16 protein-coding genes are annotated in these 14,260 nt (G+C 59.1%); all 16 read left to right on the top strand.

Annotated features, from left to right (window positions below; all coding sequences use genetic code 11):
* The first annotated feature begins 8 nt into the window (after positions 1 to 8).
* The 16 genes from GLP43_RS11850 to GLP43_RS11775 all read left to right on the top strand — a co-directional run bounded on the left by GLP43_RS11850 (position 9) and on the right by GLP43_RS11775 (position 14,249).
* Entirely contained in the window at positions 9 to 236 is a 228-nt protein-coding gene (locus GLP43_RS11850; RefSeq protein WP_005853987.1) for a DUF5337 domain-containing protein, read from the top strand.
* Between the two features lie 11 nt (positions 237 to 247).
* Positions 248 to 1,543 (top strand): NADH-quinone oxidoreductase subunit NuoF, encoded by a 1,296-nt coding sequence (gene nuoF / locus GLP43_RS11845; RefSeq protein WP_237279464.1) that lies wholly within the window; start codon positions 248 to 250, stop codon positions 1,541 to 1,543.
* Positions 1,544 to 1,549: 6 nt separating this feature from the next.
* On the top strand, positions 1,550 to 1,957 hold the full coding sequence (locus tag GLP43_RS11840) for an MAPEG family protein (RefSeq protein WP_237279463.1): 408 nt from the start codon (positions 1,550 to 1,552) through the stop codon (positions 1,955 to 1,957).
* 92 nt (positions 1,958 to 2,049) lie between these two features.
* A complete protein-coding gene (locus GLP43_RS11835; RefSeq protein WP_237279462.1) occupies positions 2,050 to 2,376 on the top strand; it encodes a hypothetical protein in 327 nt (108 codons plus the stop codon).
* Between the two features lie 117 nt (positions 2,377 to 2,493).
* A complete protein-coding gene (locus GLP43_RS11830; RefSeq protein WP_237279461.1) occupies positions 2,494 to 2,895 on the top strand; it encodes a DUF5333 domain-containing protein in 402 nt (133 codons plus the stop codon).
* Positions 2,896 to 2,899: 4 nt separating this feature from the next.
* The gene (gene nuoG, locus GLP43_RS11825) at positions 2,900 to 4,915 is read left to right on the top strand and encodes an NADH-quinone oxidoreductase subunit NuoG (protein WP_237279460.1); all 2,016 of its coding nucleotides are present in this window, start codon (positions 2,900 to 2,902) and stop codon (positions 4,913 to 4,915) included.
* Positions 4,916 to 4,926: 11 nt separating this feature from the next.
* Positions 4,927 to 5,295, top strand: coding sequence for a hypothetical protein (locus GLP43_RS11820; protein WP_005853975.1), 369 nt, complete (start codon positions 4,927 to 4,929; stop codon positions 5,293 to 5,295).
* 6 nt (positions 5,296 to 5,301) lie between these two features.
* Positions 5,302 to 6,342, top strand: coding sequence for an NADH-quinone oxidoreductase subunit NuoH (gene nuoH, locus GLP43_RS11815; protein WP_005853973.1), 1,041 nt, complete (start codon positions 5,302 to 5,304; stop codon positions 6,340 to 6,342).
* 1 nt (position 6,343) lies between these two features.
* On the top strand, positions 6,344 to 6,838 hold the full coding sequence (nuoI, locus tag GLP43_RS11810; protein WP_005853971.1) for an NADH-quinone oxidoreductase subunit NuoI: 495 nt from the start codon (positions 6,344 to 6,346) through the stop codon (positions 6,836 to 6,838).
* The gene (locus tag GLP43_RS11805) at positions 6,835 to 7,236 is read left to right on the top strand and encodes a carboxymuconolactone decarboxylase family protein (RefSeq protein WP_237279459.1); all 402 of its coding nucleotides are present in this window, start codon (positions 6,835 to 6,837) and stop codon (positions 7,234 to 7,236) included. Before nuoI ends, GLP43_RS11805 begins: the two co-directional genes overlap by 4 nt.
* On the top strand, positions 7,233 to 7,835 hold the full coding sequence (locus tag GLP43_RS11800; protein ID WP_237279458.1) for an NADH-quinone oxidoreductase subunit J: 603 nt from the start codon (positions 7,233 to 7,235) through the stop codon (positions 7,833 to 7,835). Before GLP43_RS11805 ends, GLP43_RS11800 begins: the two co-directional genes overlap by 4 nt.
* 180 nt (positions 7,836 to 8,015) lie before the next feature.
* Positions 8,016 to 8,321 (top strand): NADH-quinone oxidoreductase subunit NuoK, encoded by a 306-nt coding sequence (nuoK, locus tag GLP43_RS11795; RefSeq protein ID WP_005853964.1) that lies wholly within the window; start codon positions 8,016 to 8,018, stop codon positions 8,319 to 8,321.
* A gap of 4 nt (positions 8,322 to 8,325) precedes the next feature.
* On the top strand, positions 8,326 to 10,437 hold the full coding sequence (nuoL, locus tag GLP43_RS11790; RefSeq protein ID WP_237279457.1) for an NADH-quinone oxidoreductase subunit L: 2,112 nt from the start codon (positions 8,326 to 8,328) through the stop codon (positions 10,435 to 10,437).
* Entirely contained in the window at positions 10,437 to 11,993 is a 1,557-nt protein-coding gene (locus tag GLP43_RS11785; protein ID WP_009824853.1) for an NADH-quinone oxidoreductase subunit M, read from the top strand. The genes nuoL and GLP43_RS11785 overlap by 1 nt, the downstream gene beginning before the upstream one ends.
* Positions 11,994 to 12,004: 11 nt before the next feature.
* Positions 12,005 to 13,450 (top strand): NADH-quinone oxidoreductase subunit NuoN, encoded by a 1,446-nt coding sequence (nuoN, locus tag GLP43_RS11780; RefSeq protein WP_237279456.1) that lies wholly within the window; start codon positions 12,005 to 12,007, stop codon positions 13,448 to 13,450.
* Between the two features lie 37 nt (positions 13,451 to 13,487).
* A complete protein-coding gene (locus tag GLP43_RS11775; protein ID WP_237279965.1) occupies positions 13,488 to 14,249 on the top strand; it encodes a biotin--[acetyl-CoA-carboxylase] ligase in 762 nt (253 codons plus the stop codon).
* The last annotated feature ends 11 nt before the right edge of the window (positions 14,250 to 14,260 follow it).

Genomic DNA, 14,260 nt, shown 5'->3' with positions numbered 1-14,260 from the left:
GCCGTGTAATGACAGATAAGGAAGAAATCGCCCTGGCCCGTAAGGGCCGGATGGTCGGCCTTGTCATTGCCGGCACCATGTTGCTTTGGATCGCGGCGCAATGGCTCGCGCCGCAGTTCGGCTTGCCCGGACGCTATGCGCTGCTGTTCGACTTTGCCGCGCTGGCAGCCCTGATCTGGGCAATGGTCAATATATATCAGATGAGGCGGGCCCGCGCGGCCAGCCGTGACACATAAAGGTTAGCTTCATGCTTCAGGATCAAGACCGCATCTTTACCAATATCTACGGTATGCACGACCGCACGCTGAAAGGCGCGCAGGCGCGTGGCCATTGGGATGGCACGGCGGGCATCCTTAAGAACGGGCGCGACTGGATCGTCGACCAGATGAAAGCCTCGGGTCTACGGGGCCGTGGCGGTGCGGGCTTCCCCACCGGTCTAAAGTGGTCCTTCATGCCCAAGGAAAGCGACGGTCGCCCCAGCTATCTGGTGGTGAACGCGGATGAATCCGAACCCGGCACCTGCAAAGACCGCGAGATCATGCGGCACGATCCGCACACGCTGATCGAGGGCTGCCTGATCGCGAGCTTCGCGATGAACGCCAACGCCTGCTACATCTACATCCGCGGCGAATACATTCGCGAGCGCGAAGCGCTGCAAGCCGCGATTGACGAAGCTTATGATGCGGGTCTTGTGGGCAAGAATGCCTGCAAATCCGGCTATGATTTCGACATCTACGTGGCCCACGGGGCAGGTGCCTATATCTGTGGCGAGGAAACCGCGCTGCTGGAAAGCCTTGAGGGCAAGAAAGGCATGCCGCGGATGAAGCCTCCGTTCCCTGCGGGTGCCGGTCTTTATGGTTGCCCGACCACGGTGAACAACGTGGAATCCATCGCGGTGGTCCCAACGATCCTGCGTCGCGGTCCAGAATGGTTTTCAAGCTTTGGTCGTCCGAACAACGCGGGCACCAAGCTGTTTGCGATTTCGGGCCATGTGAACAACCCCTGCGTCGTCGAAGAAGCGATGAGCATCACCTTTGAAGAGCTGATCGAAAAGCATTGCGGCGGTATCCGTGGTGGCTGGGACAACCTCAAGGCCGTGATCCCCGGCGGGTCTTCGGTGCCGATGATCCCCGGTGCGCAGATGCGCGACGCGATCATGGATTTCGACTACCTGCGCGAACAACGCTCGGGCCTCGGGACAGCGGCGGTCATCGTGATGGATAACTCCACCGATGTAATCAAGGCGATCTGGCGTCTGGCGAAATTCTACAAGCACGAATCCTGTGGTCAGTGTACGCCATGCCGCGAAGGGACCGGCTGGATGATGCGCGTGATGGACCGTTTGGTGCGCGGCGATGCGGAGCCTGAAGAGATCGACATGCTGCTCGACGTGACCAAGCAGGTCGAAGGGCACACGATCTGCGCCCTTGGGGATGCGGCGGCTTGGCCCATTCAGGGTCTGATCCGGCACTTCCGCGACGAGATCGAGGATCGCATCAAGCACAAACGCACCGGCCGCGTCAGCGCCGTCGCGGCGGAGTAACCTTTGATGGAAAGCTTTGCCGCCTACAGCCACGCGCTGACTGCTTTGGCTTTTTGGGCCATTCTGATGAGTGTCCTCGGCGCGCTCTCTACCATGGGGCGCACGCCAGAGGGGCGCTGCGATTGCGGCAAGCCCAAGCGGAACTACGACGATGTGGTCTATCGCCGCGAACGCGCGTTCATGAACGCGATAGAGGCGTCGGGCCCGTTTCTGGCATCGACGCTGGCGGCGGTACTGCTTGGCGCGCCTGTGTTCTGGGTGAACCTCTTTGCGGCGCTATTCGTGGTGGTGCGGGTCGCGATGGCCGTGGTGCATATCGGGACGACCAACCAGCCGATGCGGTCGCTGTTCTTTACGCTGGGGCTGGTCTGTATTCTGGCCTTGGCGGTTCTGGCGATTTTCGCAGCCTTCTGAGGCGCGACTGAAGAACGATAGCTTTCACCCGTTGATCGGGCAGGGGGCTGCACAAAAAGACGGGTCCGGCCACACCGGCAGAGTGAGGGAAGATGAAGCAGATTGTTCTATTTTGTATAACGGCCGCGGTCTTGGCCGGCTGTACCGCCCGCGAAGACCGTCTGGCCTTTGATGGTAAATATTTCCGCACCAAGCTGAACAAAGTCGACGGGCAACGCGATGTCTTTACCCTGCGGGTGCGCAATGCCTCGCAGTCGATCACCGGTGCCCGCGAAGCCGCGCGCTATGAGGCGGCGGTGTATTGTGTGACCAACTATGGCAGTTCCGATATCAAATGGGTCGTGGGGCCGGACACCCCGCCCGAGAATTTGCGCCTTGTGGACGACGCTTTGACGTTTCAGGGGGCTTGCCCTTCCTGATCGTTTGCGCGACATACCGCTGGCAAATGGCTGATCTGGGGATGTTATTGAATAACATCGGGGTCAGTTCCCATGTGTAGCAAGGGGCAGTCCGCCCCGCTACATGAGGAGAGTAAGATGCGTAACGTATTGATCGCCGTAACAACCGTGGCCCTGATGGCCAGCCCTGTCGCCGCAAAGCCGCCGCTGCGTGATGTACCGGCTGTTGATGATGCGCTGCTTGATCTTGGACTGGCCGACCGGATTCGCAAAGAATGCCCCGATATCTCGGCCCGTATGATCCGCGCGCTCAGCTATTTGAACAATGTGCACAATACGGCGAAGTCTTTGGGCTATACATCGGACGAAATTGACGCCTACCGCAAAAGCGATGATGAAAAGGCGCGCATGAAGGCCCGTGGGGCCGCATATTTAAAGGCGAAGGGGGTCGATACTTCGGACCCGCAAAGCTATTGTGCGTTAGGGCGTGCAGAAATCCAAAAATCGAGCCGGATCGGTTCGTTACTGAGAGCGAAATAAGCATATGAGCGATACCCGCAAGATCATCATTGACGGCAAGGAAGTCGAAGTCGAAGGGGCGATGACGCTCATTCAGGCGTGCGAGGAAGCAGGGGTGGAAATTCCGCGTTTCTGTTACCATGAGCGTCTGTCGATTGCCGGTAACTGCCGGATGTGTCTTGTGGAGGTTGTGGGCGGCCCACCCAAGCCTGCGGCATCCTGCGCCATGCAGGTGCGCGACTTGCGTCCTGGCCCAGAGGGCCAGCCGCCTGTCGTCAAAACCAATTCGCCCATGGTTAAAAAGGCCCGCGAGGGCGTCATGGAATTCCTGCTGATCAACCACCCGCTGGATTGCCCGATCTGCGATCAGGGCGGCGAGTGTGACTTGCAGGATCAGGCGATGGCCTATGGCGTCGACTTCAGCCGCTACCGCGAGCCGAAGCGCGCGACCGAAGATCTGGATCTGGGTCCATTGGTCGAAACCCATATGACGCGCTGCATTTCCTGCACCCGTTGTGTGCGCTTCACCACCGAGGTCGCGGGCATTCACCAGATGGGTCAGACCGGCCGTGGTGAAGACGCCGAGATTACAGCCTATCTGGGGCAGACGCTCGATTCGAACCTGCAAGGCAACATCATCGACTTGTGCCCCGTGGGGGCGCTGGTCTCGAAACCCTATGCTTTCACCGCGCGGCCGTGGGAGCTGTCGAAGACCGAATCGATCGACGTGATGGATGCGCTTGGGTCGAACATCCGCGTGGATACCAAAGGGCGCGAAGTCATGCGCTTTTTGCCACGCAACCATGATGGCGTGAACGAGGAATGGATTTCCGATAAAACCCGTTTCGTCTGGGACGGTCTGCGCCGCCAGCGTCTGGACACGCCCTATATTCGTGAAAACGGTAAATTGCGCAAAGCTGACTGGCCTGAAGCATTGGCTGCTGCCGCTGCTGCGATGAAGGGTAAGACTGTTGCCGGTCTGATCGGTGACCTTGCCTCGGTCGAGGCGACATATGCATTGAAACAACTGATCGAAGGGCAGGGCGGCGTTGTCGAATGCCGGACCGATGGCGCGAAGCTGCCTGCGGGCAACCGGTCGGGCTATGTCGGGACCGCCACGGTCGAAGATCTGGACCACGCGCAAGCCGTGATGCTGATCGGCGCGAACCCCGCAGTGGAAGCGCCGGTGCTGAACGCCCGTATCCGCAAGGCATGGACCCGCGGCGCGGATGTGGCGCTGATGGGCCCTGCGGTCGATCTGACCTACGATTACGATCATCTGGGCGACAGCCCGTCGCTGCTGAATGACCTGCTGAAAAAGGACCACGCCGACATCGCCGAGAAATCCTCGGTCATCGTTGTGGGCATGGGGGCCCTGGCGCGCGAAGACGGGGCAGAGGTTCTGGCCGCTGCCATGGCGCTGGTCGAGGCGACGCAATCCGGCTTTATGGTCCTGCACACCGCCGCATCCCGTGTGGGTGCGATGGATGTCGGTGCCGTTGCCGAAAATGGCATCAACGATGTGCTGGCCGCCGATGTGATCTATAACCTCGGGGCCGATGAGGGCGACATTCCTGCAGGCCCCTTCGTTATCTATCAAGGCTCGCACGGGGATCGCGGCGCGCACCGTGCCGATATCATCCTGCCCGGTGCCGCCTATACGGAAGAGGGCGGTTTGTTCGTCAACACCGAAGGCCGCCCGCAGCTGGCCGCGCGCGCCAGCTTTGCCCCCGGTCAGGCCAAGGAAAACTGGGCTATCTTGCGCGCGCTGAGTGCCGAGCTGGACGCCAAGCTGCCGTTCGATTCGCTTTCGGCATTGCGCAAGGCGCTGGTCGCTGATGTTCCGCATCTGGGTGACATTGATCAGGTCGCCGAAAACGCGTGGCAGCCCGTGGCCCAAGGCGATCTGGGCGACAGCCCGTTCCGCCCTGCGGTTAACGACTTCTACCTGTCCAACCCCATCGCACGCGCCAGCCAGTTGATGGCAGAGCTTTCGGCCAACGCCAAAGCCCGCCGCGAAAAACCACTGGCGGCGGAGTGAGGATTTTGGGGATGATGTTGCCTTTGGTTCTGGGTGCCTGCGAGACGCAGGCACCCATGGCCGAAGACTTCATTCCCGAATATCGCGGTGTTGAAACCAAACTGCTGGACGGGGATCTTGTCCAGTTCGACGTGGCGATGACCAAAGCGCAGTCATCGGAGAATGTAGCGGAATACGCGGAATGTGCCGCGGCGCGCTATACTTTGATCCGGGGCTTTGGTTTTGCCCGCCACGTGCGTACAAATGTTGAGATCGAGGGTGGTGTCTGGCACGCAGATGCTGTTTACACCATCTCGCCGAGCCTGCCTGCGGGCTTGAAGACAATAGATGCTGAAGTGACCGTGCAGAACTGCATGGAAAAAGGCATACCGACGGTGTGAGGACCTATGGCTGACTTCTTTTTCAACACCACGCTGGGGACGATCCTGCTGATTATTGGCCAGATTTTCCTTGTTGTGATTCCCCTGCTTCTTGCCCTTGCGTTCCTGATGTACGCCGACCGGAAAATCTGGGCGTCGGTACAGCTGCGCCGCGGCCCGAACGTTGTAGGCATCTACGGTCTGCTGCAATCCTTTGCGGATTTCGCGAAATACATCGTCAAAGAGGTGGTCGTGCCCGCCGGTGCGGACCGTGCCGTGTTCTTCATGGCACCGATGGTCACACTGGTCATGGCGCTGGTTGCCTGGGCGGTGATCCCGTTCAACGACGGTTGGGTTCTGTCGAACATCAATGTCGCGATCCTCTATGTCTTCGCGATCTCGTCGCTTGAAGTCTACGGCGTGATCATGGGCGGGTGGGCGTCAAACTCCAAATACCCGTTTCTGGGCTCGCTGCGCTCTGCCGCGCAAATGATCTCTTACGAGGTGTCTATCGGTCTGATCATCATCGGCGTCGTCATCAGCTCTGGCTCGTTGAACTTTGGGGACATCGTGCTGTCGCAAAGCGGCGACTACGGTCTGCTGAACTGGTACTGGCTACCGCACTTCCCGATGCTGATACTATTCTTTATCTCGGCGCTGGCCGAAACCAACCGCCCGCCGTTTGACCTTCCCGAAGCGGAATCGGAACTGGTTGCCGGATATCAGGTCGAATATTCTTCCACGCCCTTCTTGTTGTTCATGATCGGTGAACTGGTCGCCGTGGTGCTGATGTGCGCGCTGATCTCGCTGATGTTCTTTGGCGGTTGGCTGTCGCCGATCCCCGGCTTGCCGGACGGTATCTTCTGGATGGTCGCCAAAATGGGGCTGGTGTTCTTCTTCTTCTCGTTGGTCAAGGCGATCACCCCGCGGTACCGCTATGACCAGCTGATGCGTCTGGGATGGAAAGTGTTCCTGCCGTTCAGCCTGTTCTGGGTTGTCTTCGTATCCTTCGCCGCGAAATTCGATTGGTTCTGGGGTATCTATGCCCGTTGGACAGTAGGGGGCTGATATGGCTAACACCGACTATACCCGTCACGCGAAATACTTCCTGCTGCAGGATTTCTATCAAGGCTTGAAGCTGGGCATTAAGTATATGTTCAAGCCCAAGGCGACGATCAACTACCCGCATGAAAAGGGCCCGCTCAGCCCTCGATTCCGTGGGGAGCACGCCCTGCGCCGCTATCCCAACGGGGAAGAGCGTTGCATCGCCTGCAAACTGTGCGAAGCGGTGTGCCCGGCGCAGGCGATCACGATCGACGCGGAACCGCGCGATGACGGCAGCCGCCGCACCACGCGCTATGACATCGACATGACCAAATGCATCTACTGCGGTTTCTGCCAGGAAGCCTGCCCGGTTGACGCGATTGTCGAGGGGCCGAATTTTGAATTCTCGACCGAGACCCGCGAAGAGCTGTTCTATGACAAAGCCAAGCTGCTGGACAACGGCGAACGCTGGGAAGCTGAAATCGCGCGCAACCTCGAATTGGACGCGCCGTACCGATGACCGACAACCAGAACCCTTTCGAAGAGATGATGCGTCAGATGCAGGATATGGCCAAAGCCTTTCCTGCAATGGATGCGTTTTCTCCCAAAGGGTTCGAGGCGATGATGGGCAAGATGCCCAAAGACATGATGGAGACGTTTTTTGGCAATACGATGAACCCCAACGGGTTGGATGCCAAAACACGGATGTTGCTGACGATTTCGGGGCTGACCATGCAGGGTGCCCAGAATGACGTGGCGTTGCGTCAGGCCGTGATCCACGCGGTAGAGGCAGGGGCTCACAAGCAGCAAGTGATAGAGACGATCGGGCAGATGGCGGTTTTCGCCGGCATCCCCGCCATGACCCGCGCGATGGAGATTGCGCAGGGTGTTTTGGATGACAAGGAAGGTGACGCATGAGCGTTTTCGCATTTTACCTCTTCGCGATCAGCGTGATCGCCGGCGGGCTGTTCACTGTGATCAGCCGCAACCCCGTGCATTCGGTGCTGTGGTTGATCCTGTCCTTCCTCAGCGCGGCGGGGCTTTTCGTGCTGCTGAACGCCGAATTCGTCGCGATGCTGCTGATCATTGTCTATGTCGGCGCGGTCGCGGTTCTGTTCCTGTTCGTTGTCATGATGCTTGATGTCGATTTCGCCGAGCTCAAGGCCGAAATGGCGCGCTATATGCCGCTGGCCTTGCTGATCGGTCTGGTGATCCTGATGCAATTCGTGATGGCGTTCGGCGCATGGGATGCGAACTCTGCCGCCGAAGGGCTGCGCACGCAGGTGATCACCGACGAGGTGCATAATACCGCTGCATTGGGCCTGATCCTTTATGATCAATACTTCCTGCTGTTCCAGCTGTCGGGTCTGATCCTGCTGGTCGCGATGGTAGGGGCGATTGTGCTGACGCTGCGCCACCGTGCGGATGTGAAACGCCAGAACGTGGTAGATCAGATGATGCGCGATCCGAAGCTGGCAATGAAACTGAATGATGTGAAACCCGGGCAGGGCCTTTAAACGGCCTGCCCCATCAAGGATATGATCCATGTCACGTAATACAATTGTGGTGCTTGTCGTCGTTTTGATCGTGGTCGTGGGCGGCTACAGCATTTTCTAGATGCGACGGGATCGGGATGGAAACATCCCGCGACAAGAACTAAAGAACGCCTAAAACGGGCAAAAGAACCGAGGGACGACATGATCGGAATTGAACATTACCTGACAGTAGCGGCGACGCTGTTTGTCATTGGCATTTTCGGGCTATTCCTGAACCGCAAAAACATCATCATCATGTTGATGTCGATCGAGCTTATGCTCTTGGCGGTGAACATCAACTTTGTCGCCTTCTCCTATTATCTGGGTGATTTGGTGGGGCAGGTGTTCACGCTCTTCGTCCTGACCGTCGCTGCGGCCGAGGCCGCAATCGGGCTGGCCATTCTGGTCTGCTTCTTCCGCAATCGGGGTACGATCGCGGTTGAAGATGTCAACGTGATGAAGGGCTAAGATCATGGAAACGATCATTCTTTTCGCACCACTTGTCGGTGCATTGATCTGTGGTTTCGGCTGGAAGCTGATTGGCGAGAAAGCTGGTCAGTATGTGGCAACGGGTATGCTGTTCCTTGCGGCGCTGCTAAGCTGGATCGTCTTCCTTTCGTTTGACGGTGAAACACAGCACATCCAGATCCTGCGCTGGATCGAAAGCGGCAGCCTGTCGACCGATTGGGCGATCCGTCTGGACCGGCTGACCGCGATCATGCTGATCGTGATCACCACGGTCTCCAGCCTCGTGCACCTCTATTCCTTCGGCTACATGGCCCATGACGAGAATTTCTCGGATGCGGAGCCCTATCGCGCCCGTTTCTTCGCCTATCTGTCGTTCTTCACCTTCGCGATGCTGATGCTGGTGACATCTGACAACCTTGTGCAGATGTTCTTTGGCTGGGAAGGCGTGGGCGTCGCATCCTATCTGCTGATCGGCTTCTACTATAAGAAGCCTTCGGCGAATGCGGCGGCGATCAAGGCGTTTGTGGTTAACCGTGTCGGTGACTTCGGCTTTGCGCTTGGTATCTTTGGCCTGTTCTATCTGACCGACTCGATCAAGTTCGACGATGTCTTCGCCGCAACACCCGAACTGGCGGAGACAACCGTTGGTTTCCTTTGGGCTGACTGGAACGCCGCGAACCTGATCGCGATCCTGCTGTTTATCGGTGCGATGGGTAAATCGGCACAGCTCTTCCTGCACACATGGTTGCCCGACGCGATGGAAGGCCCGACGCCCGTGTCGGCGCTGATCCACGCCGCGACGATGGTGACGGCCGGTGTTTTCCTTGTCTGCCGCATGTCCCCGTTGATGGAGGTCGCCCCCGAGGCGATGACATTCGTCACCTTCCTTGGGGCCACCACCGCATTTGTCGCCGCGACCATTGGTCTGGTGCAGAACGACATCAAACGCGTCATCGCCTATTCGACCATGTCGCAGCTTGGCTATATGTTCGTGGCCGCTGGCGTTGGCATGTATTCTGCCGCGATGTTCCACCTGTTCACCCACGCGTTCTTTAAGGCGATGTTGTTCTTGGGGGCAGGGTCGGTGATCCACGCGATGCACCACGAGCAGGACATGCGTAATTATGGCGCGCTGCGTAAGAAAATCCCCTATACGTTTTGGGCGATGATGATCGGTACGCTGGCCATTACCGGTGTCGGTATTCCGTTGACGCATTTTGGCTTCGCAGGCTTCCTGTCCAAGGATGCGATCATCGAAAGCGCCTGGGGCGGCGGGTCCATGTATGGCTTCTGGATGCTGGTGATCGCGGCTGCGATGACAAGCTTCTATAGCTGGCGCCTGATGTTCCTTACCTTCTTTGGCAAGGCGCGCGGCGACAAACATACCCATGACCACGCACATGAAAGCCCGATGGTCATGCTGGTGCCGCTTGGCGTGCTGAGCCTTGGCGCGATCTTTGCGGGTATGATTTGGTACAACAGCTTCTTTGGCCACGCCGAGGATGTGGGCGAGTTCTATGGCATCCCCATGGCCGAGATGGCCGCCGGTGGTGAAACCCATGTTGAAGGGGCCGAAGACAGCCACGCCGACGCAGGGGATCACGCCGAAGACGACCACGGTGCCGATGCCGGTCACCACGGTCCCGCCTTCGCCGGTGCACCGGGCGAGGGGGCATTGTATATCGCACCCGACAACCACGTTCTGGACGACGCGCACGCCGCACCGGCTTGGGTCAAGGTCAGCCCCTTCATCGCGATGGTCTTTGGCCTTGTGATGGCCCTGTGGTTCTACATCTGGAGCCCGACCCTGCCGTCGCGTCTGGCCGCGAACCAACGGCCGCTTTATCTGTTCTTGCTGAACAAGTGGTATTTTGACGAGCTTTATAACGTGATCTTCGTCAAACCCGCGATGGCCATCGGTCGCTTCCTCTGGAAGCGCGGGGACGGCAATGTGATCGACGGCACGCTGAACGGTGTCGCTATGGGGATCATCCCGTTCCTCACCCGTCTGGCAGGGCGCGCGCAGTCCGGCTATATCTTTACCTACGCCTTTGCCATGGTGATCGGCATCGCGGTCCTTGTGACCTGGATGACGATGAGCGGGGGGGCACACTAATGGATCATCACTTGCTTTCCATCATTACCTTCATGCCCAGCTTTGCGGCGCTTATTCTGGCTGTGTTCCTGCGGGGCGATGACGCCGCAGCGGGGCGCAATGCAAAGTGGCTCGCACTGATCACCACGACGGTCACCTTCCTGATCTCGCTGTTCATCCTGTTCGACTTCGACCCGTCCAACACCGGGTTCCAGTTCGTTGACGAGGCGCAGTGGTTGATGGGCCTGAAATACCGTCTGGGCGTTGACGGGATTTCGATCCTGTTCGTGATGCTGACCACGTTTATGATGCCACTGGTCATTGCCGCCAGCTGGAACGTAGAGACGCGGGTCAAGGAATATATGATCGCCTTCCTGCTGCTGGAAACGCTGATGCTGGGCGTTTTCATGGCGCTGGATCTGGTGCTCTTCTACCTTTTCTTCGAAGCAGGTCTGATCCCGATGTTCCTGATCATCGGCATCTGGGGCGGGGCGAACCGCATTTACGCTTCGTTCAAGTTCTTCCTCTACACCTTCCTCGGGTCCGTCCTGATGCTGGTGGCGATGGTGATGATGTATGCGGATGCCGGCACGACCTGTATCGGCGGCTGCGAGGTCAGCTTGCTGACCCATACCTTTGCCTCCGACAGCTTCTCGATTGCGGGGATCACTGTGGTCGGCGGGCTGCAAACCATGATGTTCCTGGCGTTCTTTGCCAGCTTCGCGGTGAAAATGCCGATGTGGCCGGTGCACACTTGGTTGCCTGACGCACACGTGCAGGCACCGACAGCCGGTTCCGTGGTGCTGGCGGCGATCCTGTTGAAAATGGGCGGCTACGGCTTCTTGCGCTTCTCGGTGCCGATGTTCCCTGTGGGGGCAGATGTGATGGCCCCGCTGGTGCTGTGGATGTCGGCGATCGCGATTGTCTATACCTCGCTGGTGGCGCTGGTGCAGGAAGACATGAAAAAGCTCATTGCCTATTCCTCGGTCGCGCATATGGGTTTCGTGACCATGGGTATCTTTACCTTTAACCAGCAGGGGCTGGATGGCGCGATCTTTCAGATGATCAGCCACGGCTTCATCTCGGCGGCGTTGTTCCTGTGTGTCGGCGTGATCTATGACCGGATGCACACCCGCGAGATTGACGCCTATGGCGGTCTGGTGAACCGGATGCCGGCCTATGCGCTGGTGTTCATGTTCTTCACTATGGCCAACGTCGGTCTGCCGGGGACATCGGGCTTTGTCGGGGAATTCCTGACGCTCATGGGCACGTTCCAGGTGAACACTTGGGTCGCGGCGGTTGCGACCTCCGGGGTGATCTTCTCGGCGGCCTATGCGCTGTGGCTCTATCGCCGCGTGGTGATGGGCGATCTGATCAAGGAAAGCCTGCGCACCATCACCGATATGTCGCGCCGCGAACGCTGGATATTTGCCCCGCTGGTGGCGATGACGTTGCTGTTGGGTGTCTACCCGGCGCTGGTGCTCGACATGATCGGGCCGTCGGTTGCCGCCCTTGTTGATAGCTATGATACGGCCCTGGAGGCGGCAGGTGCCGCTGTCCAGACGGCCTCAGAATAAAGGACCGCGCGATGATTTCCGCTGATCTGAATGTCATCCTGCCCGAAATCCTGCTGGCGCTTTTCGCGATCCTGGCACTGCTTGGGGCGGTTTACACCAACAAGGACGCCGCCGCGGGGGTGATCGTCTGGGCCACGGCAATTGTGATGACGCTGCTGGCGATCTGGATCGGTATGACCAGCGGTGGCACCACGCGCATCGCCTTTAACGGTCTGTTTGTCGAAGACAGCTTTGCCCGTTTCGCCAAGGTCACCATGCTGCTCAGTGCGGCGGCGGTGCTCGCGATGTCCGAAGCCTACATGAAAAAGCGCGGGCTGCTGCGGTTTGAATATCCGGTGCTGATCGCGCTGAGCGTTGTCGGCATGATGATGATGGTCAGCGCAGGCGACCTGATGACCCTTTACATGGGCCTCGAACTGCAATCGCTGGCGCTTTACGTCGTCGCCTCCCTGCGTCGTGACAGCGTGAAATCGACCGAAGCGGGTCTGAAGTATTTCGTTCTGGGCGCTTTGTCCTCGGGTTTGCTGCTGTACGGTGTGTCGCTGGTCTATGGCTACGCCGGTACTACGCAATTCGCAGGCGTCATGAGCCTTGCGAGCGCAGGGCAGACATCGATCGGCCTGTTGCTCGGGATCGTCTTTGTCGTCTCCGGTCTGGCGTTCAAGGTTTCGGCTGTGCCGTTTCACATGTGGACGCCCGACGTCTACGAGGGCGCACCGACGCCGGTTACAGCCTTCTTCGCCACAGCCCCCAAGGTTGCCGCGATGGCGCTGTTTGCCCGCGTACTGCATGACGCCTTTGGCAATGCTGTTGCCGACTGGAGCCAGATCGTCGCGCTGCTATCGGTCCTGTCCATGTTCCTTGGTGCCGTCGCCGCGATTGGTCAGACCAACATCAAACGCCTGATGGCCTATTCCTCGATCGCCCACATGGGCTATGCGCTGATCGGCCTTGCCGCCGGAACCGAGCTGGGTGTCAAATCCATGCTGGTCTATCTGGCGATCTACGTGACCATGAACATCGGCACCTTCGCCTTCATCCTCGGGATGGAGAAAGACGGCCAGCCGGTCACCGATATCTCGGCGTTGAACATGTATTCCAAACGCGCGCCAGGTAAGGCGCTGGCGATGCTGGTTTTGCTGTTCTCGCTTGCTGGTGTGCCGCCAATGCTGGGCTTCTTCGCCAAGCTGGGTGTCTGGCAGGCGGGTGTGGATGCCGGGCTGGTCTGGCTGGTTGTCGCCAGTGCGGTCGCCTCGGCCATCGGTGCCTATTATTACCTGCGTATCGTTTTCCTGATGTATTTCGGTGCCGAAGGCGATGACCGTCTGGACGAAGGCAAAAGCAGCCTATTGTCGGGGTTCGTTGTTGCCTCTGCCGTGATCATGGTCGTGGGTATCCTGAACATGTTTGGCGTCGAAACTGCTGCGATCTCTGCAGCGGCGACGCTGATCAACTGATCCGCCGGTGACATCGGTGAACAATGGCGCTTCCGGTATGGAAGCAACGGGGGCCAAGGCGCAAAACGCGTCTTGGCCCGACGGCTATGGGCGGCAGGTTTTCGACAGCGTCGATTCCACGCTGAGCGAGGCGGCACGCCAAGCGGGCGAGCTGACTGGGTCCACATGGATCCTCGCGCAGGAGCAGACTGCCGCTCGCGGTCGGCGCGGGCGGTCCTGGGCCACGCCACGGGGCAACTTTGCTGCGACGCTGATGATGCGCCGGTCCGAAAGCCCCTCGACTGCTGCGCTGCGCAGCTTTGTCGCTTCGCTTGCTCTGCGCCGTGCCTTTGTCGCCACCACGCGGGACGAGGGGGCCTTCACCCTCAAGTGGCCCAACGACGTGTTGCTGAATGGCGGTAAGGTCGCGGGCATCCTGCTGGAAAGCATCGGAGATTTTCTGGCCATCGGGATCGGGGTGAACCTTGCCCATGCGCCCGGTGCCGATCAGGTCGAAGCAGGGGCCCTACGCCCCGTTTCCGTCGTAGCAGAGACCGGCAAGGTGGTCCCGCCCGAGGTCTTTTTGGATGCGCTGGCGGCGGAATACGCGCAGCTGGAAACCCAGTTCCAGACCTATGGGTTTGCCCCCATCCGTACCGCGTGGTTGTCCCATGCCGCCCGGTTGGGCGAAGAGATCGTCGCACGCACCATGAAGGAAGAAACCCGCGGTGTGTTCGAAGACGTGGACGCGCAGGGCAACCTGATCCTGCGCACCCCCAAAGGCCGCGTGCCCATCACTGCGGCGGATGTATTTTTCTAAGCGCGAGCGGA

The sequence above is a fragment of the Sulfitobacter sp. M39 genome (genome assembly GCF_021735935.1).
Classification (GTDB): domain Bacteria; phylum Pseudomonadota; class Alphaproteobacteria; order Rhodobacterales; family Rhodobacteraceae; genus Sulfitobacter.
The sequence above is the reverse complement of the archived record's forward strand: the minus strand, read 5'-3'. Positions and strand labels throughout refer to the sequence as shown.